This is a genomic window from Rhizobium sp. BT-226 (genome assembly GCF_025847085.2).
GTDB classification, from domain to species: domain Bacteria; phylum Pseudomonadota; class Alphaproteobacteria; order Rhizobiales; family Rhizobiaceae; genus Rhizobium; species Rhizobium sophorae.
Genome location: NZ_JAOYTI010000003.1, coordinates 158,161 through 178,894, shown reverse-complemented (window position 1 = coordinate 178,894; position 20,734 = coordinate 158,161). Strand labels below are relative to the sequence as shown.

Annotated in this window: 21 protein-coding genes; 9 read left to right on the top strand and 12 right to left on the bottom strand. The window is 59.8% G+C overall.

Features of this window, described 5'->3' with window-relative positions:
• The first annotated feature begins 54 nt into the window (after positions 1 to 54).
• Positions 55 to 984, top strand: a complete 930-nt coding sequence (locus OIU37_RS20365) for an XdhC family protein (protein WP_171603221.1) — start codon at positions 55 to 57, stop codon at positions 982 to 984.
• Entirely contained in the window at positions 977 to 1,588 is a 612-nt protein-coding gene (locus OIU37_RS20360) for an NTP transferase domain-containing protein (RefSeq protein ID WP_171603220.1), read from the top strand. Before OIU37_RS20365 ends, OIU37_RS20360 begins: the two co-directional genes overlap by 8 nt.
• Positions 1,589 to 1,656: 68 nt before the next feature.
• Here OIU37_RS20360 and OIU37_RS20355 read toward each other — a convergent pair whose 3' ends face one another.
• The gene (locus OIU37_RS20355; protein WP_171603219.1) at positions 1,657 to 2,247 is read right to left on the bottom strand and encodes a TetR/AcrR family transcriptional regulator; all 591 of its coding nucleotides are present in this window, start codon (positions 2,245 to 2,247) and stop codon (positions 1,657 to 1,659) included.
• 118 nt (positions 2,248 to 2,365) lie between these two features.
• Between OIU37_RS20355 and OIU37_RS20350 the strand changes: the two genes are divergently transcribed.
• Entirely contained in the window at positions 2,366 to 3,592 is a 1,227-nt protein-coding gene (locus OIU37_RS20350; RefSeq protein WP_180695881.1) for an MFS transporter, read from the top strand.
• Between the two features lie 79 nt (positions 3,593 to 3,671).
• Here OIU37_RS20350 and OIU37_RS20345 read toward each other — a convergent pair whose 3' ends face one another.
• The gene (locus OIU37_RS20345; RefSeq protein ID WP_180695882.1) at positions 3,672 to 4,574 is read right to left on the bottom strand and encodes a LysR family transcriptional regulator; all 903 of its coding nucleotides are present in this window, start codon (positions 4,572 to 4,574) and stop codon (positions 3,672 to 3,674) included.
• 94 nt (positions 4,575 to 4,668) lie between these two features.
• On the opposite strand from OIU37_RS20345, the gene OIU37_RS20340 reads away from it, so the two are divergent.
• Both OIU37_RS20340 and OIU37_RS20335 read left to right on the top strand, forming a co-directional pair.
• Positions 4,669 to 4,989: a nuclear transport factor 2 family protein gene (locus OIU37_RS20340; RefSeq protein WP_171603216.1), complete on the top strand. Its 321-nt coding sequence runs from the start codon at positions 4,669 to 4,671 to the stop codon at positions 4,987 to 4,989.
• Positions 4,989 to 5,768, top strand: a complete 780-nt coding sequence (locus OIU37_RS20335; protein ID WP_264258552.1) for an SDR family oxidoreductase — start codon at positions 4,989 to 4,991, stop codon at positions 5,766 to 5,768. The genes OIU37_RS20340 and OIU37_RS20335 overlap by 1 nt, the downstream gene beginning before the upstream one ends.
• A 20-nt stretch (positions 5,769 to 5,788) precedes the next feature.
• Here OIU37_RS20335 and OIU37_RS20330 read toward each other — a convergent pair whose 3' ends face one another.
• Positions 5,789 to 6,256 carry a MarR family winged helix-turn-helix transcriptional regulator gene (locus OIU37_RS20330; protein WP_171603214.1) on the bottom strand — a complete coding sequence of 156 codons (468 nt, stop codon included), beginning with the start codon at positions 6,254 to 6,256 and terminating at the stop codon, positions 5,789 to 5,791.
• A gap of 142 nt (positions 6,257 to 6,398) precedes the next feature.
• Here OIU37_RS20330 and OIU37_RS20325 point away from each other — a divergent pair, with 142 nt between their 5' ends.
• Positions 6,399 to 7,196 (top strand): alpha/beta fold hydrolase, encoded by a 798-nt coding sequence (locus OIU37_RS20325; RefSeq protein WP_171603213.1) that lies wholly within the window; start codon positions 6,399 to 6,401, stop codon positions 7,194 to 7,196.
• Positions 7,197 to 7,380: 184 nt separating this feature from the next.
• Positions 7,381 to 9,012: a GMC family oxidoreductase gene (locus OIU37_RS20320; RefSeq protein WP_180696162.1), complete on the top strand. Its 1,632-nt coding sequence runs from the start codon at positions 7,381 to 7,383 to the stop codon at positions 9,010 to 9,012.
• Between the two features lie 133 nt (positions 9,013 to 9,145).
• On the opposite strand, the gene OIU37_RS20315 is transcribed toward OIU37_RS20320, so the two are convergent.
• A complete protein-coding gene (locus tag OIU37_RS20315) occupies positions 9,146 to 9,979 on the bottom strand; it encodes a helix-turn-helix domain-containing protein (RefSeq protein WP_180696163.1) in 834 nt (277 codons plus the stop codon).
• A 292-nt stretch (positions 9,980 to 10,271) separates the two neighbouring features.
• Here OIU37_RS20315 and OIU37_RS20310 point away from each other — a divergent pair, with 292 nt between their 5' ends.
• The gene (locus OIU37_RS20310; protein WP_264258551.1) at positions 10,272 to 11,177 is read left to right on the top strand and encodes an AraC family transcriptional regulator; all 906 of its coding nucleotides are present in this window, start codon (positions 10,272 to 10,274) and stop codon (positions 11,175 to 11,177) included.
• Positions 11,178 to 11,321: 144 nt separating this feature from the next.
• Here OIU37_RS20310 and OIU37_RS20305 read toward each other — a convergent pair whose 3' ends face one another.
• The 7 genes from OIU37_RS20305 to OIU37_RS20275 all read right to left on the bottom strand — a co-directional run bounded on the left by OIU37_RS20305 (position 11,322) and on the right by OIU37_RS20275 (position 18,671).
• A complete protein-coding gene (locus OIU37_RS20305; protein ID WP_372353381.1) occupies positions 11,322 to 12,158 on the bottom strand; it encodes an alpha/beta fold hydrolase in 837 nt (278 codons plus the stop codon).
• 218 nt (positions 12,159 to 12,376) lie between these two features.
• Positions 12,377 to 13,975 (bottom strand): MFS transporter, encoded by a 1,599-nt coding sequence (locus tag OIU37_RS20300; protein WP_180695884.1) that lies wholly within the window; start codon positions 13,973 to 13,975, stop codon positions 12,377 to 12,379.
• Positions 13,972 to 14,415, bottom strand: coding sequence for a DoxX family protein (locus OIU37_RS20295; protein ID WP_168308987.1), 444 nt, complete (start codon positions 14,413 to 14,415; stop codon positions 13,972 to 13,974). Before OIU37_RS20295 ends, OIU37_RS20300 begins: the two co-directional genes overlap by 4 nt.
• A gap of 198 nt (positions 14,416 to 14,613) precedes the next feature.
• A complete protein-coding gene (locus OIU37_RS20290) occupies positions 14,614 to 16,596 on the bottom strand; it encodes an amidohydrolase (protein WP_180695885.1) in 1,983 nt (660 codons plus the stop codon).
• On the bottom strand, positions 16,596 to 16,886 hold the full coding sequence (locus OIU37_RS20285; RefSeq protein WP_171603208.1) for a XapX domain-containing protein: 291 nt from the start codon (positions 16,884 to 16,886) through the stop codon (positions 16,596 to 16,598). The genes OIU37_RS20290 and OIU37_RS20285 overlap by 1 nt, the downstream gene beginning before the upstream one ends.
• Positions 16,887 to 16,953: 67 nt before the next feature.
• On the bottom strand, positions 16,954 to 17,643 hold the full coding sequence (locus OIU37_RS20280; protein ID WP_180695887.1) for a hydrolase: 690 nt from the start codon (positions 17,641 to 17,643) through the stop codon (positions 16,954 to 16,956).
• A 95-nt stretch (positions 17,644 to 17,738) separates the two neighbouring features.
• Positions 17,739 to 18,671 (bottom strand): VOC family protein, encoded by a 933-nt coding sequence (locus tag OIU37_RS20275; protein ID WP_180695888.1) that lies wholly within the window; start codon positions 18,669 to 18,671, stop codon positions 17,739 to 17,741.
• A gap of 120 nt (positions 18,672 to 18,791) precedes the next feature.
• On the opposite strand from OIU37_RS20275, the gene OIU37_RS20270 reads away from it, so the two are divergent.
• Positions 18,792 to 19,691: a LysR family transcriptional regulator gene (locus tag OIU37_RS20270; RefSeq protein WP_180695889.1), complete on the top strand. Its 900-nt coding sequence runs from the start codon at positions 18,792 to 18,794 to the stop codon at positions 19,689 to 19,691.
• Between the two features lie 120 nt (positions 19,692 to 19,811).
• Here the strand turns inward: OIU37_RS20270 and OIU37_RS20265 are convergent, their stop codons facing one another.
• Complete coding sequence (locus tag OIU37_RS20265; RefSeq protein WP_180695890.1) at positions 19,812 to 20,726, bottom strand: SMP-30/gluconolactonase/LRE family protein; 915 nt, start codon at positions 20,724 to 20,726, stop codon at positions 19,812 to 19,814.
• Positions 20,727 to 20,734: the final 8 nt, after the last annotated feature.

Sequence of the window (20,734 nt, the reverse complement as noted above, 5' to 3'; positions counted from 1 at the left end):
TATTTTAGCGGCGGTCTCGAAAGCGGACCGCCGTCACTTCCTGTAGGATTTCCGATGGATCAGACACTTGCGCCCATCACGGCGCCAATTCCCGTCAGGGCCTCTTCCACCGACGATCCTGCGGATCTGCTTCGCTTCGCGATCGACGCCCATCGTCTTGGCGCGGCGGCGCTCGCAACCCTCGTCGACATCCGCGGCGGGGCCGCGCGGGCGCTCGGCGCTCATATGGCGGTTGCCGCAGATGGGCGGTTCTGCGGCTATGTCTCCGGCGGATGCGTCGAAGCCGCCGTCGCTTCCGAAGCGCTTCTGGCAATGGCGCAAGGACAGGACCGCACGGTCAAGTTCGGCGACGGCTCTCCCTTCTTCGACATTGTCCTTCCCTGCGGCGGCGGGATCTCGGTCGCAATCCATGTCCTGAAAGATGTCGGAGCTTTGCAGCATGTTCTGGATCGTCTCCGACGGCGGCAGGCAGCCGGCCTTGCCTATTCGCCAGAGCGGCAGACGATCGAACCGGTAGATCCACTGCCACGGGCGTGCTGGCTCGAGCGAGATTTCCTGACCGTCTACCGTCCCCGCACCCGCGTCGTCCTTTCCGGGCAGACGATCGAAGCGCAGGCCGTCGCACGACTGGCCGAAGCTTCCGGCTACGACGTGATCGTCAGGGGACAAAGCGAGGGGAGCAGGGTTGCAGCCGACATCATCGACCCCTTCACGGCCGTCGTCCTCCTGCATCATGACCTCGACGCCGAAGCCGCCATTCTCGAGACCGCGCTTCACTCGCCTGCCTTTTACATCGGCGCACTCGGCAGCACCCGGACGCATCATCGGCGTGTCGAGCGGTTGACAGCCATGGCTTTCAGAAAGAACGACATCGGTCGTATCAAGGCGCCCATCGGGATGTTCGGCCCGACGCGGGATGCAACCTCGCTCGCCCTGTCGGTTCTGGCCGATATCGCTGCGGCAAGACTGGTGGCTTATGCGTAAGGCGTCAGTCGCGATCGTCATTCTCGCTGCCGGCAAGGCAAGCCGGATGGGTGAGGGCGGGAAGCACAAGCTGCTGGCCGAGTTCGACGGCGTGCCGCTCGTGCGCCGGTCGGCATTGACCGCGCTCGCTGCGGATGCAGCGTCCGTTATTGTCGTCACGGGTCATCGCAGGAGCGAGATCGAGGCCGCGCTCGATGGGCTCGCTCTGACTTTCATCGATAATCCCGATTACGCCAGCGGCATGGCGAGCTCACTCATAGCCGGATTCTCATCGAGGGACGCTGACAGCGCCGAAGGCATTCTCGTCATGCTCGCCGATATGCCCGGCATTTCCAAGACGCATCTCGATGCCCTGATTTCCGCCTTCCGCAACGCGGGCGGCGAGGCCATCGTGCGCGCCGTTTCGCAGGGCAAGCCCGGCAATCCCGTTATCCTGCCACGTTCTCTCAATCCGGCAGTCCTGAGACTTGAAGGCGATGTCGGCGCGCGCGATATCATTGCGACGTCAGGCTTGCTTGTGCTCGATGTGGATGTTGGCGACGCGGCCTTGCTCGACGTCGACACGCCGGACGAGGTATTGGCCGCCGGCGGCGCAATGAACTGACGCGCGGAAGACAGCGCGCAGCCCCGGTGTCGCGCCGCTATCGAAGCCTGAATAGGAAATCAAACACTTCAATGCTGCCTGCGGAGGCTGCCCAGCATAGCCTTGAATCCCGCGACCGCTCGCTTCGAAACCGCCTCCGGATCCTCGGCATTGGCGATCCAAAGCGCCATATGGCTGCTGGCGCCATTGATGAGGCGAGCGGCGGTTTCGGTGTCGATGTCGATGATCTCGCCATCGGCCTTGAGACGGTCGAGGCTGCGGGAGAGGGCGGCGATGCAGCCGGGGGCGTTCTGCCATTGCGAGATATCGCCAAGTACCGCCGGACCATCGCGAAACATGATACGCTGGATTTCGGGCTCAAGCGCCATTTCGATATAGGCTGAGCACTCGTCGACAAAGCCCTGCCAGCGCGTGGGAGCGGCGGCCGAGACCTCGTTCAGCCGTTCAGTCATCTCCGCGTCGATTTCCATGATGACGGCTTGGAGCAGGCCCCTCTTGTCACCGAAGTGGTGATAGAGTGCCCCTCGCGTCAATCCCGCTTCGCCGGTGAAATCGTCCATCGAGGCTTCCGCATAGCCGATCGTGCCAAAGGCACGCCGCCCGGCCGCGATAAGTTTGCCGCGGGTCTCTGCGATCATCTCCTGGCGCGGTTTGCGCATGGCTTCTCCATTGGCATACGCCGCGTATCTTTTTCATTGACATACGGGACGTATGCATTATCTAAACACATACGCTCCGTATATAAGTGTTCTATCCGATAGCTGGAAGGATCGTCGCATGTCAAATCCGTATAAACAAATATTCGCGGCACCTGGGGCCAAGGGCTTCTCCGCAGCCGGCTTTTTCGCACGCCTTCCCATCGCCATGGCACCGATCGGCATCGTCGCCATGCTCTCCCAGGCACATGGTGAATATTGGCTGGCAGGCGCCGTGTCGGCGACCTATGCGCTCACCAATGCGGTGATCTCGCCGCAGATTTCGCGAGCGGTCGACCGGCTGGGCCAGACGGCAGTGGTCGTTCCCACAACCATCGTATCGGTATTGGCGTTCATCGCGCTGATCGCGGCGGCCAACCAGAACTGGCCGGTGTGGACGCTGTTTGCCTCAGCCTTCCTCGCGGCAGCCATGCCAAGCATCCCGGCGCTGATGCGGGCGCGCTGGACGGAACTGTTTCGCAACCAGCCTGAGCTCAACACGGCCTTCGCGTTCGAAAGTGCCGCGGACGAACTGGTCTATATCGCCGGCGCTTCGCTGTCGGTGGGGCTCGCCGTGTCACTTTTCCCGGAAGCCGGCATGATGGTGAGCACAGCTTTTCTAGCGCTCGGGACGGCCGCCTTCATCGTGCAGCGCGGCACCGAGCCGAAGGTGCGTTATGTCGCCGGCGCGGCTTCGGTTGGCTCGGCGATCCGGCAGCGTCCGGTGCAGATCATCACACTCGCGCTGATCTTCGTCGGCTCGATCTTCGCAACCGCTGAAGTGAGTGTTGTCGCCATTACCAAGGAGCTTGGTCAGCCGAATGCGGCAAGCCTGGTCATCGGTGTCTATGCCCTCGGTTCCTTCCTATTGGGTTTGACTCTCGGCGCGCTCAATCTGCGCATCCCCTTGCATCGTCAATTGCTGATCGCTGTTGCTATTCTCGCACTGACCTCGCTGCCGCTGCTCGTCGCCGGCAGCTCGGTAACCCTGCTTGCTATCGCCGTCTTCGTCAGCGGCATCGCGATCTCGCCGACCTTTATAACGGCCTTCGGACTGATTGAGCGTCGCGTGCCGGAATCGGTGCTGACGGAAGGTGTCACCTGGGTGATGACCGGCATCGGCATCGGCATGGCGCTTGGCGCCTTCGTCTCGGGCTGGGTCGTCGACAGCTATGGTCCCCAGAGCGGATTCTGGGTTTCTGCGGCGGCCGGGGCCGCGACCGTCCTTATCATTGCCCTTGGTCAGCGCACCCTGTCGGGCGAGTGCACCGGCGGTGAAGATTGCGCCATGCTGGAGCCAGCGCAGTAACAGGGCGGGCGGTAGACAGGAGCGATGCAGGAGGATTCACCTTGAACGGTTCGAAACCGTTCAAGGTGAAGGCAGTGGGTCAAGTCGCATTTCGGGAGAACTCACGAGCTAAGTCGAGGAATGCTCTGACGCCGGCCGACAGATTTCGGCGTCCAGGATAGTATAGGCACAACCCTGGATACGGCGGCGTCCAATCTTCGAGAACACGAACAACGCGCCCCGCCTCTATGTCCGAGAGAATGTCCTGTTCGAAGAGATAGCCCACGCCGGCGCTTTCGAGCACGGCTGTCCGCGTAAGGCTGGCCTCATCGAGTGCGATTGGCCCCCGCACGTCTATCTGCACCGGCTCGCCGTCTTTTTCGAACCGCCATCGAAACAAGGAGCCGTCTGGCAGGCGCACACGAATGCACCTGTGATTGAGAAGATCCGGAGGGACCATGGGCTTACCATGTTTCCCGAAATACTCGGGAGACCCAACCACTGCGTGTCGCTGAGGCCGGCCGAGCGAAACGGCAATCATATCGCTGGGAACGAGGCCTTCAACCCTGACGCCTAGATCGAACCCGTCCTTGACGATATCGACCATCTTACCCTCGGTAACGATATCGACATTCATGTCCGGATAGCGGCGCAGGAACTCCAGCACGAGCGGTGAGATGATGGCGCGCGCCGCAAACGGCGCTGCGTTGATCCGTATGGTTCCGGAAGGAGTCTCGCGGTGGGAGCGTACCAGATCCAGAGCAGCATGGAGATCCTGCAGCGAGGGCCTGACCTGCTGCACAAACAACCGGCCGGCGTCCGTCAGCGACACGCTGCGGGTGGTGCGGTTGAACAACCGCACGCCAAGTCCCGCCTCGAGCCTGCTAATCGTGTGGCTCAACGCGGTCGTGGACATGCCGAGATCAATGGCCGCTGCTCGAAAAGTCCCGCGCCTGGCAATTGCAATGGCCGCTTCAAGTTCCTTCAGGCTGGCTAGTTCCATTGTCCCGATCTGTTCATCATCGCATGCCGGTTTATCCCACTTATTTATGCAATGGTCGAGGGATAAGTATCGGTTAGGTTATGAGGAGAACACAATGGATATGCCCGGTATCATTGACACGTACTTTGAAGCAGACCGTCGCAATGACGCGAATGCGCTGCTGGACACCTTTGCGGTCGAAGCCGTCGTCGAAGACGAACGAGCGCGCCATCAAGGCGTCGCCGCAATCCGAGAATGGTGGGTGGCTGCGAAGAAGTCGGCTCAGTACGTTGCTGAACCTTTGGAATGCACGGTCGACGGTGACAAAGCGCTCATCCGAGCCAAAGTGAGCGGCCAGTTTCCCGGTAGTCCGGTGACCCTCGCTTACGAGTTTGCCATCAAAGACGGCAAGATCGTCAGGCTGGAGATCCAATAATGACTGACTTTCTCAATTTGGAAGGCAAACGCGTCCTCATTACGGCTGGGACCAAGGGCGCCGGCGCTGCGACCGTCAGTTTGTTTCGGGAACTCGGCGCGAAGGTGCTGACGACAGCGCGGGCGCGTCCGGAAGCCTTGCCGGATGAATTGTTCGTTGAAGCGGACCTGACCACCGAGGAAGGCTGTGCAATCGTCGCGGATGCCGCGCGCCAACGTCTCGGCGGCGTTGATATCATCGTGCACATGCTAGGCGGTTCGTCAGCGGCCGGCGGTGGATTTTCTGCACTGTCGGAAGACGACTGGCATAAGGAGCTGTCGCTCAACCTTTTTCCAGCCGTTCGCCTGGATCGGCAACTGGTTCCGGACATGGTCGCTCAAGGAAACGGTGTGGTGGTGCATGTGACATCCATCCAGAGAGTCCTGCCGCTTCCGGAATCGACGACGGCCTATGCTGCGGCGAAGGCAGCGCTTTCCACTTACAGCAAGGCAATTTCGAAGGAAGTTTCGCCCAAAGGTGTCCGGGTCGTTCGGGTGTCGCCAGGCTGGATCGAAACGGAAGCTTCGGTCCACCTTGCAGAGCGCTTGGCGAAGCAGGCCGGTACTGACCTCGAGGGCGGCAAAAAGATCATCATGGACGGGCTGGGCGGCATTCCGCTCGGTCGTCCGGTAAAACCGGAAGAGGTCGCAAACCTGATTGCCTTCCTCGCCTCCGACCGGGCTGCTTCGATCACTGGTACCGAATATACGATCGATGGAGGGACAGTGCCAACAGCCTAGGCGCCGGCATGCACGGCAAATCAGGTCGGCGCGTCCCATCCGCCGATGTGGGAATAGATCGCGTTGCGGAGATAACGCACGTCGCGGTTCAGAGCGGCCAAGTCCTGCGGTTTCTGGGTCGAGGCAGCAAGCAAGGTATCGCTGAGACAGCCTGCCTTGTGCTGCAATGCCCGGCCTTCGTCGGTCAATGCAATCAACACCTGGCGCTCGTTGCTCAGGTTTCTGGTCCTACGCAGGAGGCCGGATACCTCGAGGCGCTTTAGAAGCGGCGTCAGCGTGCTGGATTCCAGGGCAAGGGCGTTGGCAATGGCACCCACCGTTTGTCCATCTTCGCTCCATAACACGTTGAGCACGAGATACTGCGGGTATGTCAGGCCCAGCTCATCGAGAAGGGGCTTGTAAGCACGCTGGATGGCAATACCAGCTGTATAAATTGCGTAGCACAATTGGTCGTGCAGAGCGGGCGGGTCGTTGTGGCGGTCGGTCATTCTGAGCTCCTGTAGACCTCCATATAGCCTATGCAATAGCAAAATTAAATATCGCGATAAGAATTATCTTGACGAGTAATCTAAAGTCTGCGAGCTTATATTTATCGCGATAACAGTTATCGCAGTTAACGAGGAGATAGCCATGACACGCAAGACCACGACCACCGTAGCCGCAATTGTTGCTGCAGCCTCACTGTCCGCTGCCGCATTGCCGGCGAACGCAGCGGACACCATCTCTCAAGACCAGTCCGTCAGAAACGTTGTGCTTGTCCACGGCGCCTTTGCAGACGGTTCTGGCTGGAAGGGTGTTTACGACAATCTCACCAAGCGCGGCTATCGCGTTACGATCGTCCAGAACCCGCTGACCTCCCTCGAAGACGACGTTGCCGCCACCAAACGTGCGCTGGAACGGCAGGATGGTCCGGTCATTCTCGTTGGACATTCCTGGGGCGGCACGGTCATCACGGAAGCGGGCGTCGACGCAAAGGTTGCTGGCCTCGTCTATGTTTCTGCTCTGTCCCCCGATGCCGGCGAGACAACGGCACAGCAATACCAAGGATTTGCTCCTGCATCGGAATTCGTCATTGAGACCACGAAAGATGGCTTTGGATATGTCAGCCCGGAAAAGTTTAAGGCTGGCTTTGCTCATGACGTCAGCGATGCGGATGTTGCATTCATGAGGGATGCGCAGGTCCCGATCAACATGTCGGCGTTCGGCACGAAGTTGGAAAATGCTGCATGGCGCACCAAGCCGAGCTGGGCCGTCATCGCTACCGAAGACAAGGCATTCGATCAGGCGATGCTGATCCACATGGCAGAGCGCATCAAGGCGAAGATCACCAAGGTTTCGGCAAGCCACGCCGTGTTCATGACACAACCGAAGGTGGTCGCAGATACCATTGATCAGGCTGCCAAGGCTGTCTCGGCGAAGAAACAATGACTGATGCAAGGTCATCGGGACAGCCCGCACTGTCCCATGACAACAAACAGAGTCCGTCGAACCAAGCGCGGTAGGGCCGAAGCGAACACGTAAAAGATCGCTCGATTTCTAAATGACCTCCATCGCGTGGCTTGGCACCGGGATCCCAGCACTTTTTTCTCAATACATTCACGGAGGTAACCACGTGAAGCTGAATAGTCATGACCAGAATGCACCCGAAAAACCGCCCGTTCCTCAGAGCGAGGTCGGTGGTGTTTTCGACTTCATCGTCTGCGGCGCCGGGTCCAGCGGCTCCGTCGTTGCCGCACGACTGGCAGAGGATGGAAATGCAAGCGTCCTACTGTTCGAGGCAGGCGGTGACGATGCGGCCGAGACCGTTACAAACCCTGCGCAGTGGCCGCTCAATCTCGGCTCGAGCCGGGACTGGGGTTTTATCGGACAACCGGCACCTGGCCTGGACGGCCGACGTCTTCCTCTCAGCATGGGCAAGGGGCTCGGCGGCGGTTCGAGCATCAATGTCATGGTGTGGGCCAGAGGACACAAGGGGGATTGGGACCACTTTGCCGCTGAAGCCGGCGATGACGCGTGGGGCTATCAGTCTATCCTCGGCTACTATCGCCGGATCGAAGATTGGCAGGGCGCTCCGGACCCAACGCGTCGCGGCATGGGAGGACCGGCCTACGTAGCGCAGCCGCAGGCGCCCCAACCGATCGCAGAGGCCTTGTTGAGTGCGGCATCCACTATCGGCATTCCCGTCTACGATAGCCCGAACGGTGAAATGATGGAGGGCCCGGGCGGCGCATCTATCGCTGAACTGCGGATCCGGGATGGCAAGCGGGAGTCTGTCTTTGGATCCTATGTCAGCCCGCTCATGTCGCGCCCAAACTTGACTGTGCTGACCGACGCACTGGTCACGCGCCTCATCTTCGATGGCAAGCGCGTGACGGGGATCGAGGTTCTCGTCGATGATCAGTTGCGTCAATTCACTGCGCGTTGCGAAACGGTACTGTCGCTAGGCGCGATCAATACTCCGAAAGTGTTGATGCAGTCGGGCATAGGTCCAGAAGATGAGCTGCAAGCCCACGGCATTCCCGTGGTTCAACACTTACCTGGCGTTGGGCGCAATCATCAGGATCATCTCGCATTCGGGTGCACCTGGGCATATCGAAAACCAGAAGCCGTCGGTGGTAGCGGCTGCGAGGCAAAACTCTACTGGAAAAGCGACTCGCGTCTTGCGCAGCCGGACATTCTTCAGTGCCAGTTGGAGTTCGCTGTGCCGTCACCGATCGAGACGGGCCTCGAAACCCCGCAACATGGGTGGACGATGTTTAACGGTCTCGCCCAGCCAAAAAGCCGTGGTCGATTGCGGCTCTCCGGCCCCAATACGAATGACCCTATCCTGATCGAACCGAATTCTCTCAGCGCGCCGGAAGACATGGCGGCCGCCTTGGCTGCGGTCGAGTTGTGTCGCGAACTCGGAAACAGCGATGCCTTCACGCCACTGGTGACAGGCGAGGCGGCTCCGGGCGCGCGCTACAGGTCAGGGATGATCGACTTTATCCGGCGTTCGGCGGTCACCTACTGGCATCAATCCTGCACAGCCAAAATGGGACGCGACAGCATGTCGGTGGTCGACAACGAACTCAAGGTGTACGGCGTCGATGGCCTGCGCATCGCAGACTCCTCGATCATGCCGAGGATCACCACCGGTAATACAATGGCGCCCTGCGTTGTCATTGGAGAGCGGGCGGCTGATCTGATCCGAAAGATGCATAGCCTGCCAGACCTGAGCGGAGGACTCACTCAGCCCACTTGATGAAGAGATTTACGTGGAGCTCAGCGGCCAGCATACGCGGGCCGCCGAGCTTTTTTTGCACAGTGCCAGGACGACGGTTCGTATTGGGTCAAGACCCTCTATTGGGCAGAACCCTACCAAGGGCTTGTCTGGATCAGGCGTTACGCCGCCAATTGCCAGGCGTAGTGCCGACTATACCTGCAAAGACGCGCGTGAAATGGCTTTGGTCCGCAAAACCGCAGGCGATGGCCACTTCGGCGAGCGGAGCATTTGAGGTCCGCAAGAGGTCGCGGGCACGGTCTATTCGCTCACGAAGAAGCCACTGGTAAGGCGTCATGCCGGTTGTGTCGCGAAATGCGCGAATGAAATATCCGCGTGAAAGGTCACAGAGCTGCGCAACCTCGGAAATTGACACGTTGCCATCTAGGTTTTCGAGAAGCAGACTTTTCGCCAAATCCTCATGTGAGCGGGAAAGCTTTTGCGACCTATCGGAAACTTTAACGGGCTGGCCGCCGTAGCGCTGGAGCAGATAGGTGCCGATGGCTGTCGTCATCTGGTCGACGAACAGCGCGTTGGCTTCTTCCGGTTTTTCGAGTGCCGGAATGAGCGCCCGAGCAAGATTGGCAAGCACGACATCTTTCGATGCGGTTTCGGCTGACAGGGAGGTCACGCGTGGTGTCTCTGCATCATCGGCAATTTTGATGAGAGACGCTGGCGAGATTTCAAATAAAATGAAATCGAAGGGCCCGCCCAGGTCTGCCTTGTACGGTTCCGAGAGATCACGGATATAAATCGAGTTTTCGGCAAAGTCGTGGGTTGTCGCGTGATGTTCGTGGAAGATGCGCCGCGTGTGGCCACCGAGCGAGGAAACCCCGACGACAAAACCTCGATCGCTTGCCGGCGTCGTGACCTGATCAAGTTCAGTTTTGGCTGTCGCCTTCCGAAAGATATCAATGTCTGAACCAGGCAGGCTTTGGTTGATCGACAACTGCTTCAACGAGCACCCGAACCCGTCGATCGAGTTTCGAGTGGAAGATTGGTGGCGGAGGGGGAGAACTTGGACCACGACGCAGTTCTTTCATTTTTAGACACTCGAACACGGGACCTACCGGTTTTGGTAGCTTTCCCACGCTATGCTTGCCTCACGACAATTTGTTCAATCGGCTGCGCAAGGATCCTTTTGTTCAAGATTGCGGTTTGAAACCTGTGTAGGAAATTTGGAAGCGCGGCATCTCGTCGGTACGGCTATATAGTCCCCAGCCAGGATGATCGAGACACATGTGAGTGAAGCGTTGACGGTCAGTGAGAGAATTGCGGCATGTTTTGAGATTACGGCCGCAAGGGCGCTGGTAATCAGGCCCCTTTGCGAAGCCAAGCTGGCTGTCGTCCATCTCGAGCATTCCTATGGCAATGGCGAACATACAATCGTCCTGCCGGCTGATGACGCTTTTCTGCTCATGCTCTATCTCGTCGACGTTGATCATCGCGACATTCTGCCCGACGGAACACGGACACCTCTGAAGACCTATTCCAGAGGCTCTATGTGTCTCATCAGTCTGAGGAATGGCGCCGCAATTTCGATTCGTGGCTGCTTCGAAGCACTCGTGTTTCATATCCCAAGCGCGCTTTTTATCGAGCTCTTTGAGGAAGCAGGCGAGCCGCGTATTGATGACCTGACAACCTGCCGCGGGATAAACGATCAGGTGGTCCGCAATATCGGCGGTGCGCTGATACCGATGTTCGACATGCCGGAAGAGGTCAGGGACACACTGCTTCCTCATATCGGATTAGCGTTAAGCGCCCATCTTGCGCATCGTTACGGGCGGTCCCCCATCCAGCACCTTTCGGGCACCGGTCAGTTGTCTCCGCTGCAGGAAAAGCGCATCAAGGCGTACATAGCTGCAAACCTGTCAGGCGGCACTCCGGTCGATAAGATCGCCGAAGCATGCGGGTTTTCAGTCGATGAGCTCTGTTCCGGATTTTTGAGCACGACCGGGCAGTCTGTTTCGGAATGGATTGCATCATATCGAATGAGCAAAGCCCAATCGCAACTGAGCAGAACCGGTGAAACTATTGCCCGGATCGCTGCAGAGTGTGGGTTTCCGGAGGAAAATGAATTCGTCGCAACCTTCACGAAGGCCGTCGGAGTGCCTCCTGCAGACTGGCGCTTGCGTAACCGACACTAACAGAAAACCGTCAAGCAGCGCCGCTCGGCTTTGAGCTCAACTTCGGAACAGATCGCTCAGGACTGTCCTGGTGATAGCCAGCTTCGTTGGGTTTGTCCGGCCGGACCCGGGTGCGGCGAAGACAGCCACACCCGGACAGTCCAATCAAGCTTGGATAAATGCCAAGAGGTCGGCGTTCAGGACGTCAGCGTGGGTTGTCAGCATGCCGTGCGGATAACCCTTGTAGACTTTCAGAGTGCCGTTCTGGACCAGCTTCACGGACAGCCTGCCCGCGTTGTCGATCGGCACGACCTGATCGTCGTCGCCGTGCATGACGAGGGTCGGAACGGCGATTGCCTTCAGGTCTTCCGTCTGGTCCGTCTCTGAAAAGGCCTTGATCCCATCGTAATGGGCCTTCGCACTGCCCATCATGCCCTGCCGCCACCAATTCTGGATAACGCCCGGATAGACCTTGGCGTCAGGACGGTTGAAACCATAGAACGGACCCGTGGGGAAATCGACGAAGAGCTGTGCGCGGTTCTCGGCGACGCCCTTGCGGATGCCATCGAACACTTCCATCGGCAGGCCGCCCGGATTTGTTGGGGTCTTCAGCATCAGCGGCGGAACGGCGGAGACCAGAACGGCCTTGGCGACGCGGCCGGCCGGCTGGCCAAATTTTGCAACATAACGAGCAACTTCGCCGCCGCCAGTCGAATGGCCGATATGAACGGCGTTCTTCAGATCGAGCGCCTCTACGACCGCGAAGGCATCGGCGGCATAGTGGTCCATGTCGTGACCGTCAGAAACTTGAGCAGAACGGCCGTGGCCACGGCGGTCATGTGCCACGACGCGGAAGCCCTTTGCCAGGAAGAACAGCATCTGCGCATCCCAATCGTCCGAGGACAGCGGCCAGCCATGGTGGAAGACGATCGGCTGGGCATCCTTCGGACCCCAATCCTTGTAGAAGATTTCGACGCCGTCCTTGGTGGTGATATAGCCCATTCTATTGTCTCCTTTGATTGAGGTGGTGGTGGTGGTGGAAGCAGCGTTGGCCGCTAGGCCAAACGATGTGGGAAGTACCATGGTGGCTGCGGCGGCAGCTCCGGAAAGCAATGCGCTGCGGCGGGTGATGGAGGGGATGTTCTCGGTCATTTTCGGGTACCGTGATCCTTTAGTGGCTATGATTCGAGGGTAGGGGGGGATGCTACTATCCCGCGTTGTTAGGCGGCTCCCGGCCGGTTGATTGTCAGGAAATGCCGCACGACCGGTTTGTCCGTTCCCGAGTGATAGGCGAGGACCTGGCCTTGCAGATCAGCATCGGCATTTGAAACCCGTTTGTGCTGGCGAAGATGCTCGGCCCAGGATTCGACCATGAACCATTCGACGATCTTTTGCGGATCGGCGGAGTCTTCGGTCACCCCCCATCCATAGGCCCCGTCCCGCCGCCGCTCGTGGGACATCTCATCCAGCGCATGCAGGAAGGCTGTGCGATGATGTTTTTCGACATGGTATTCGATGAGGATCAGGACAGGGCCACGGTCATGGGCTACCGGCTCGGCGACCAAGGGTTCTGGCCAGTGATTGGATGGCACCATATCCGCGTCGCCGGCCGGCAGCTTTAAGCGATGCATGATGAAGCCCGCGATGAGCAGTCCCGCCGCGCCGATCAGCAGCGCTCCCGGCACTCCAGCAGCTTCACCAACGGCACCCCAGCCAAGACTACCTGCCGTCATCGCGCCATTGAAGACGGTGAGATAGACCGCCAGACCGCGACCGCGGACCCAGTTCGGTAGCACGGCCTGCGCTGCCCCATTCAGCGTGGTCAGGGCCGTGATCCACGCAGCTCCGAGAAAGAGCAGAACAATGATGGCGACCCATTTCGGCGGCGCGAGCGACAAAGCGCCCATGACGAGTGCTGTGATAACAGCGGCACCGAGCAGCAGGCCATCGGCATTAAAACGTTCGCGCAGTTTAGGCATGAGCAATGCGCCGCCGATTGCGCCAGCGCCGACGGCGCCAAGCAGGATACCGTAGAAGCCTGCGTCACCACCGAGCAATTGTCGGGCGACGAGCGGCAGGAGTGCCCAGATGGCACTGGCGAAGGCAAAGAAGATCGCAGCGCGCAAAAGTACGACATGCAAGGGCTTGCTGGCGCGGGTGTAGCGCAGGCCTGCACGGAACGCGCCGAAGAAGCCTTCAGCCAACGTACCATTTGCATTCTTTGCCCGCGGCCACCAGACGAGCGCCGCAATGACGACGAGATAGCTCGCAACATCCGCGCCATAGGTGACGCCTGCACCGAAGGCTGCAAGGAGAAGTCCCCCGGCGGCCGGTCCGATCGACCGCGCGATATTGATGCCGAGCGAGTTGAGCGCGACGGCGCTCTTGACGTCCTCTCTCTTCACCAGCTCCGGCACGATCGCCTGCCAGGTCGGCCCCATTAGCGCGGCGCCGATCCCGCCAAGGAAGGTCAGGCCGATCAGCGCGCTGACCGAAAGCATGCCGGTATTTGCCAGGATCATCAGGCTTACACTGACTGACGCGAGCAAAATCTGCACGACAATCAGAAACTTGCGACGATCAAGAATATCGGTGAGCACGCCCGCAGGTATTGCCAGGAGGAAGATCGGCAGGGTTCCGGCCGCCTGCACCAGCGCGACGGCGGCCGGGGAGGCCGATAGATCGGTCATCAGCCAGGAACTGGCGACATCGCGCATGAAGCTGCCGGTATTTCCGAGGACGGTTGCAGCCCAAAGTACTGCGAAGACTGGCTGGGCAAGGGGAGCAAAGCTGCCCCCGGAGGATTTGGTAGCGCTCATTTGCCAGCTCCCTTGGTCAGATCATTTGCGGCGACAATGATGAAAGCGCCAGCGAGCCCGAGATGTTCGAAGAAAGCGTTGGTTGCCATCATGCGGTCCATGCCTGGGGGCAGCTCCCAGAAACGAAGGGCGATAAGGGTGGCAAAGAGCGTGAACCCGGCGAGCGCCAGCGCTCCTGCCCAGCGAAGGATCCCCGACACCACCATGGCCGAGGCCGCCAATTCGAAGGCGATAACGGTGACTGCGAAGAGTGCCGCGGGACGCAGGCCGAAATGGTTCATTTCAGCGATTGCGCCCTGGAAATCGAAGAGCTTGGTGAGCGGCCCCTGGATATAGGCCGCGCAGAGAGCAAGGAGCGCGATGAACCGTGTCGCTGGTGCAGCGATGATCCGCGCAAGAAGCGAGTCCCGGTGGCGGGTGGACGAAAAATGATCAATCATGTCTGCTCCTGTCGTGTAGTCGATCGAAACAAGCGGCTCTGTTTGCCGTTAGTGGAGCGATATTGGCCAGAAAGATTACCGCCAACAATTACATTAATTATTTCGATTTAGTTGCGATTATCGCAATAGACGATCTGGTAGAGCAAATTGGGCAGCGGAGGCCGCTGCCCACTCAATGTGATCGCTAACCGCGCGGGGTCAGACGGCCCAGCAGGCACAACCAAGCGCACCGAAGAAGCCCTTGAGATCGGCAATCGGCAGCTTCGATGTCCAGGCACCGGCGTGGTCGTGACCATGAACGTTGCAGGAACTGGCGCAACCGCACGTCGAGATCGCGGTACGGCGCAACGAGTTCATGCCTGCGCCCTGCGGTTCGCCCCATGCCGCGTAGCCGCCGAACGTGCGCACGGGAGACCAGTCCGGCATGGCGGGAGGCACGTCGTTCTCGTCGAGAGACTTGAAGTCGCCCGCACCGAAGACGATCTTGCCGCCGACCATGGTCAACTGCGAGGTGAGAAACGAGATCTCGTCCTCTGCGCAGGTGAAGAAGTCCCTGTCCGGCACGACGAGATCGGCGAACTGGCCCTTTTCGATCCGGCCCTTCTTGCCTTCTTCGTTGGAAAACCAGGTGACCTTCTCGGTCCACATGCGCAGCGCCGTCTCGCGGTCGAGGCAGTTGGCACGTGGATAGAGCTGCATGCCGCCAACGGTCTTGCCGGTCACCATCCATGAAAGCGAGACCCAGGGGTTATAGGAGGCGACGCGCGTCGCATCGGTGCCGGCGGAGACGTTGATGCCCTTATCAAGCATGCGCCTGATCGGCGGTGTCGCTTCTGCAACGCCGTGGCCGTATCGCTCGACGAAATATTCGCCCTGATAGGCCATGCGGTGCTGCGTGGCGATGCCGCCACCGAGCGCTGCGATCCGGTCGATCGAGCGATCGGAAATCGTCTCGGCATGGTCGAAGAACCAGTTGAGGCCCTCGAGCGGGATATCCTTGTTGACCTTCTCGAACACATCGAGCGAGCGGCTGATCGTTTCGTCATAGGTGGCGTGAAGCCGCCAAGGCCAGCGGTTTTCGGCCAACACCCGAACGACGTCCTCCAGTTCGCCTTCCATTTCCGGCGGCATGTCCGGGCGGGGCTGACGGAAGTCTTCGAAGTCGGCGGCGGAAAAGACCAACATCTCCCCCGCACCGTTGTGGCGGAAATAGTCGTTACCCTGCTTGTATTTGACCGACTGCGTCCAGTTGAGGAAATCCTGCTTCTCTTCCTTCGGCTTCTGCGTGAAGAGATTGTAGGCCAGACGTACCGTAAGCTGGTCCTCGTCCGAAAGCTTCTGGATCACCGCATAGTCGTCCGGGTAATTCTGAAATCCGCCGCCGGCATCAATGACGCCGGTGATGCCCAGCCGGTTGAGTTCGCGCATGAAATGGCGGGTGGAATTGACTTGATATTCGAACGGAAGCTTGGGGCCTTTTGACAAAGTCGAATAGAGGATGCCCGCATTCGGCTTGGCAAGCAAAAGTCCCGTCGGATTGCCATTGGCGTCGCGCGTGATCTCGCCGCCCGGAGGGTTCGGCGTGTCCTTGGTATAGCCGACGGCGCGAAGGGCGGCACCGTTGAGTAGTGCGCGGTCATAGAGATGCAACAGGAAGACAGGCGTATCGGGTGCAATAGCATTGATCTCGTCGATCGTCGGCAGGCGTTTTTCGGCGAACTGGTGTTCGGTGAAGCCGCCGACGACACGCACCCATTGTGGGGCAGGCGTGATGGCGACTTGTCGTCTGAGCATGTCCATCGCATCGGCGAGCGAGCGGACGCCGTCCCAGCGGAGCTCCATGTTGAAGTTGAGACCGCCCCGCACAACGTGGGTGTGATTGTCGATCAGACCAGGCAGTACACGCTTGCCCTTGAGATCGACGATCTTCGTATCCGGTCCGGCGAGCACCATGACATCGCGGTCGGTACCCACGTCCATGAATAGGCCGTCCTTGACGGCGACTGCGGTGGCGTTCGGATTTGCGCGATCAAGCGTCGTGATCAATCCATTGTGAAGAACGATATCTGCATACATGGAAGCGTCTCCGGTCTTGATGGGATCGGCGGCATCGGCCTGTGAAAACAAGTTTGAAAAGGCGAGGCTCGATGCTGCGCCCAGGAATGTGCGGCGCGTCGTCATCAGCTTTTCCCCGATGTTAAATCTTCATGGGGTGGGTTCACCGCCACCACGGTTTCCCCACCTTTCGGCAGGTGACCGAACATGTGCGGCTTGACCTGGTGAAACCAGGAGACGGCGACAGCCTCCCGAGCCCAGATGCTCTTTGCCAGCGGTACGAGCTGCTCGCCGACAAGGATGCCGAGCAGCCCGATGAGCGCGACGACAGGCGGGGCAGGCGAGCGGACATTGAGCAGGCTGTAGATCACGCCCACCAGCAGGCCGGCACCAAGTGAAAGAAGATAGAGTTTCATGGGGGAACCTCGCGTGGTGAAAGAAAATCACTCCGGCAGGACACAGCCGGCCGGAGTGATTGACGGCTTACTTGGCAGGGTTCGGGCCGATCCGCTTGCCGTGCTTGACGCGTTCGGCACCACCGTGGACATGCGTAACAGCATAATCGATGCCCATGCCGTAGGCGCCGGAATGCTCCTTCACCAGCGACGTGACCGCATCGTAGGTTTTCTTGCGAGCCCAATCGCGCTGCCATTCGAGCAGGACCTGCTGCCAGGTGACCGGAACGACGCCGGCCTGCACCATGCGGTCCATCGCATATTTGTGCGCATCGACGGACGTGCCGCCGGAAGCATCCGCAACCATGTAGATCTCATAGTCGGTGTCGTTCATGCAGGAGAGTGCGAAGGTCGTGTTGCAAACCTCCGTCCAGAGGCCGGCGACGACAATCTTCTTGCGGCCATCGGCAGCCTGCTTGGCAAGCGCGTCGCGGACGTTCTGGTCGTCCCAGGAATTCATCGACGTGCGCTCAAGGATATCATTGTCCGGGACGACAGCGAGCAGTTCCGGGAAAGTGTTGCCCGAGAAGCTGTCGGTCTCGACGGTGGTGATGGTGGTCGGGATGTTGAAGATCCTGGCTGCCTTGGCAAGAGCGACCACGTTGTTCTTCAAGACCTGGCGGTCGATCGATTGGACGCCGAAGGCCATCTGCGGCTGCTGATCGATAAAGATGATCTGACTGTTCTGCGGGGTGAGGACCTGAAGCTTGCTGGACATCTCGTGTCTTCCTTTGACTGGGTTGAAGGTAGGTAATGGGGCAGGGAAGGCGGCACGTCTTGAAAGTTATGCCGCCTTATTGTTGGAAAGCGACCTCAGGCGGCGAGCGGTGTTAGCCCGGCTTCGATCTGGTCACGATAGGGCTCGTAACGAGCCGGCAGTTTCAAAGCCTCGCCGAGGTGTGCCGTGTCTTCGTCGCGGTCGAAACCGGGTTCGTTCGTGGCGATTTCGAACAGGACGCCGCCGGGTGTGCGGAAGTAGATAGCCCAGAAGTAATCGCGGTCGATGACAGGTGTCACCTGGTATCCTGTATCCATCAGGGCCTTGCGAACTTCGAGCTGCTTTGCGCGGTTCTCGACGGCGAAGGCGATGTGATGCACCGAACCCGCGCCCTGCCTTGCGAAAGGCGTTTTCGCAAGAACCTCGAGGTCGATCGTATCGGCACCATTGCCGCCGGGCATGATGAAGCGGGTCACATCGCCATCCGTCTCAGCGCGCTGGTAGCCCATGAAACCGAGCAGTTCGGACGTGGCAGCGGCGTCATGCAGGCGGAACTTGGCACCGGTGAAGCCGCGGATGCCGACGCTTTCGTCGATGCCGGCGCCATTCCAGGCCTTGCGGCCATCGTTTTCCGTTTCGACAAGGGCAAACCCTTCGCCGTCCGGCCCTTTGAACAGGAGGCGAGCAGCGCCGAAGGCAGTGTCGGTATGCAGGTTACCGGCTCCCTTTGCCGACAGGCGATCCTGCCAGAAGGAGAGTGAGCCCTTAGGCACCGCGAACTGTGTTTCGCTGACTTCGCCGACGCCCGGGCGGCCGCGCATCACGTCGGGAAAAGGGAAGTAGGTCATGACGGAGCCGGGGGTGCCGGCCTCGTCACCGTAATAGAGGTGGTAGACGTTGGGGTCGTCGAAATTCACGGTCTTCTTGACGCGGCGCAGGCCGAGCGTGTCTGTGAAGAATGCGTTGTTCTGGCGGGCATCCGATGCCATCGACGTGATATGATGCAGTCCCTTGATATCCTTGATCATGATGCTTGCCCTTCCGCGGCGGCGTTGGTTTGTCTGGTGTGATTGAAAACCTACGCCCGTTGATCATCGGTCGGAATTGCAATAATAATCGTTAGTGAATTGCCATGGATGAAATAATCAATGAACGACTACAAGCTGCTGCGAACCTTTCTGCTGGCCGCCGAGAAACGGAACTTCGCGCAGGTCGCGCGCGAACTCGACATGACCCCCGCAGCCGTCACGCGGGCGATCGCGGCCCTGGAAGAAGACCTGGGCGTGCAACTCTTCGTGCGGACCACGCGCCAGGTATCGCTGACGACCGACGGCGCGATCTTCGCCGCCCAGATACAGCCGGCGGTGCAGGCGTTGGACAACGCACGCAAGGACGTGATGAATACCCACAAGGCGGATCATGGCCGCCTGCGAATCAGCGCGCCGACCTGGTTCGGCCGGCAGGTCCTGCCGCCCATCCTTTCGGCATTCAAGGAACGCTACCCGAAGATCAGCTTCGAGATCTCGCTTGCGGATGGACTCGTTGACATCATCGATGACGACTATGATCTGGCAATCCGCATTTCCGCGGCACCCTCGGACAAGTTCACGATCTGGCGCAAGATCAGTGTCGTGCGCCGTATCCTCGTCGCAGCGCCGGGCAGCCGGTTTGCCGACATGAAGCATCCGAACGAGCTCATTCCCGACGATTGCCTGGCCTACAGCGGTGACAGCAAGCGGGAAACCTGGACGCTGTCGGACGGCAGTGGTAGCGCCACGTTTTCTGCGGGCCGGGCATTCAGCGCCAATAGCGGAGAGGTGCTGGCGAGCATGGCCGCCGACGGCGCCGGGGTCGCCATGCTACCCAAGTTCCATGTGGCCGAGCATCTTCGGACCGGACGGCTTGTCCACGTCCTGCCGGACTGGTCGCCGCCGGACTTGTGGCTGACACTCTATTACCCCCCGTATCAGGCACTACCGCCGCGTATCGCCTCGTTCTCAAAGTTCTTCGAGCAACAGATCCCGGCGTTTTTTTCGGCAATCGAATGAACCGGGTTTGTTTTTAAAGGTTTTCGAAACGGATATTGCTGCACCCGACGGCCCCCGCTTTTCAACAGCTCTATTGTCCCCAAGGGGCCGCTCGTTCGAACCTGTTCAAGGCGACCAACCTCACGGCACCTGAGCCCCGCTCACAGCAACGTAAACCGAATAAACCGACCGCGTCGCCGCGATAAACAGCCGGTTGCGTTGAGGCCCGCCGAAGGTGAGGTTGGCGACGGTCTGGGGTACGCGGATCTTGCCGATCAGTTTGCCTGCCGGGTCGAAGCAATGCACGCCATCGGCGGCACTCGACCATAGGTTCCCGTTGACGTCGGTGCGGATGCCGTCCGGGATGCCATTGTCGATGAGGCAGAAGACGCGGCCGTTCGTCAGCCTGTTGCCATCGACCACGTCGAAAGCGCGGATGTGACGCGGCAGGCTTTCGTCATGGCTGGCGGCCGAATCCGCCACATAGAGGATTGCCTCGTCGGGCGAGAAGGCGAGACCGTTCGGTTGGGTGAAATCCGTGACGACCGCCGCAAGCGCGCCGGTCATCGGATCGAGCCGGTAGACGTTGCGGGTCGCCTGCTCCGGCTCGGCGCGATAGCCTTCATAGTCCGACATGATGCCGTAGGTCGGATCGGTGAACCAGATCGTGCCGTCTGATTTCACCACCACATCGTTCGGCGAATTAAGCCTGGCGCCCTCGAAGCGGTCGGCGAGCACGGTGATCGAGCCGTCGACCTCGGTGCGGGTGACGCGGCGCGTTCCATGTTCGCAGGAGATCAGCCGTCCCTGCCGGTCGCGCGTATGGCCGTTGGTGAAGTTCGACGGTTGGCGATAGACGGAAACGCCGCTCTCGGGCGCCCAACGCAGCATGCGCTGGTTGGGAATATCGCTCCAGAGCAGCTGGTTGGCGTCGTTGAACCAGACGGGACCCTCCGCCCAGCGGCAGCCGGAATAGAGTTCGTCGAGGCCGGCGCTGGTTACGATCATCTGCCGGAAGCGCGGGTCGTGGATTTCATAAATGCTGGCCTCGGCCATAGCGGTCT

What these genes read in the sequence shown, in the direction of transcription:
- OIU37_RS20360 (WP_171603220.1), top strand. Translation starts at nt 977, where the DNA reads ATGCGTAAGGCGTCAGTCGCGATCGTCATTCTCGCTGCCGGCAAGGCA.
- OIU37_RS20365 (WP_171603221.1), top strand. Translation starts at nt 55, where the DNA reads ATGGATCAGACACTTGCGCCCATCACGGCGCCAATTCCCGTCAGGGCC.
- OIU37_RS20305 (WP_372353381.1), bottom strand. Translation starts at nt 12,158, where the DNA reads ATGGGCTATATCACCACCAAGGACGGCGTCGAAATCTTCTACAAGGAT.
- OIU37_RS20330 (WP_171603214.1), bottom strand. Translation starts at nt 6,256, where the DNA reads ATGACCGACCGCCACAACGACCCGCCCGCTCTGCACGACCAATTGTGC.
- OIU37_RS20350 (WP_180695881.1), top strand. Translation starts at nt 2,366, where the DNA reads ATGTCAAATCCGTATAAACAAATATTCGCGGCACCTGGGGCCAAGGGC.
- OIU37_RS20335 (WP_264258552.1), top strand. Translation starts at nt 4,989, where the DNA reads ATGACTGACTTTCTCAATTTGGAAGGCAAACGCGTCCTCATTACGGCT.
- OIU37_RS20345 (WP_180695882.1), bottom strand. Translation starts at nt 4,574, where the DNA reads ATGGAACTAGCCAGCCTGAAGGAACTTGAAGCGGCCATTGCAATTGCC.
- OIU37_RS20265 (WP_180695890.1), bottom strand. Translation starts at nt 20,726, where the DNA reads ATGGCCGAGGCCAGCATTTATGAAATCCACGACCCGCGCTTCCGGCAG.
- OIU37_RS20300 (WP_180695884.1), bottom strand. Translation starts at nt 13,975, where the DNA reads ATGAGCGCTACCAAATCCTCCGGGGGCAGCTTTGCTCCCCTTGCCCAG.
- OIU37_RS20275 (WP_180695888.1), bottom strand. Translation starts at nt 18,671, where the DNA reads ATGATCAAGGATATCAAGGGACTGCATCATATCACGTCGATGGCATCG.
- OIU37_RS20355 (WP_171603219.1), bottom strand. Translation starts at nt 2,247, where the DNA reads ATGCGCAAACCGCGCCAGGAGATGATCGCAGAGACCCGCGGCAAACTT.
- OIU37_RS20285 (WP_171603208.1), bottom strand. Translation starts at nt 16,886, where the DNA reads ATGAAACTCTATCTTCTTTCACTTGGTGCCGGCCTGCTGGTGGGCGTG.
- OIU37_RS20280 (WP_180695887.1), bottom strand. Translation starts at nt 17,643, where the DNA reads ATGTCCAGCAAGCTTCAGGTCCTCACCCCGCAGAACAGTCAGATCATC.
- OIU37_RS20270 (WP_180695889.1), top strand. Translation starts at nt 18,792, where the DNA reads ATGAACGACTACAAGCTGCTGCGAACCTTTCTGCTGGCCGCCGAGAAA.
- OIU37_RS20340 (WP_171603216.1), top strand. Translation starts at nt 4,669, where the DNA reads ATGGATATGCCCGGTATCATTGACACGTACTTTGAAGCAGACCGTCGC.
- OIU37_RS20295 (WP_168308987.1), bottom strand. Translation starts at nt 14,415, where the DNA reads ATGATTGATCATTTTTCGTCCACCCGCCACCGGGACTCGCTTCTTGCG.
- OIU37_RS20290 (WP_180695885.1), bottom strand. Translation starts at nt 16,596, where the DNA reads ATGACGACGCGCCGCACATTCCTGGGCGCAGCATCGAGCCTCGCCTTT.
- OIU37_RS20325 (WP_171603213.1), top strand. Translation starts at nt 6,399, where the DNA reads ATGACACGCAAGACCACGACCACCGTAGCCGCAATTGTTGCTGCAGCC.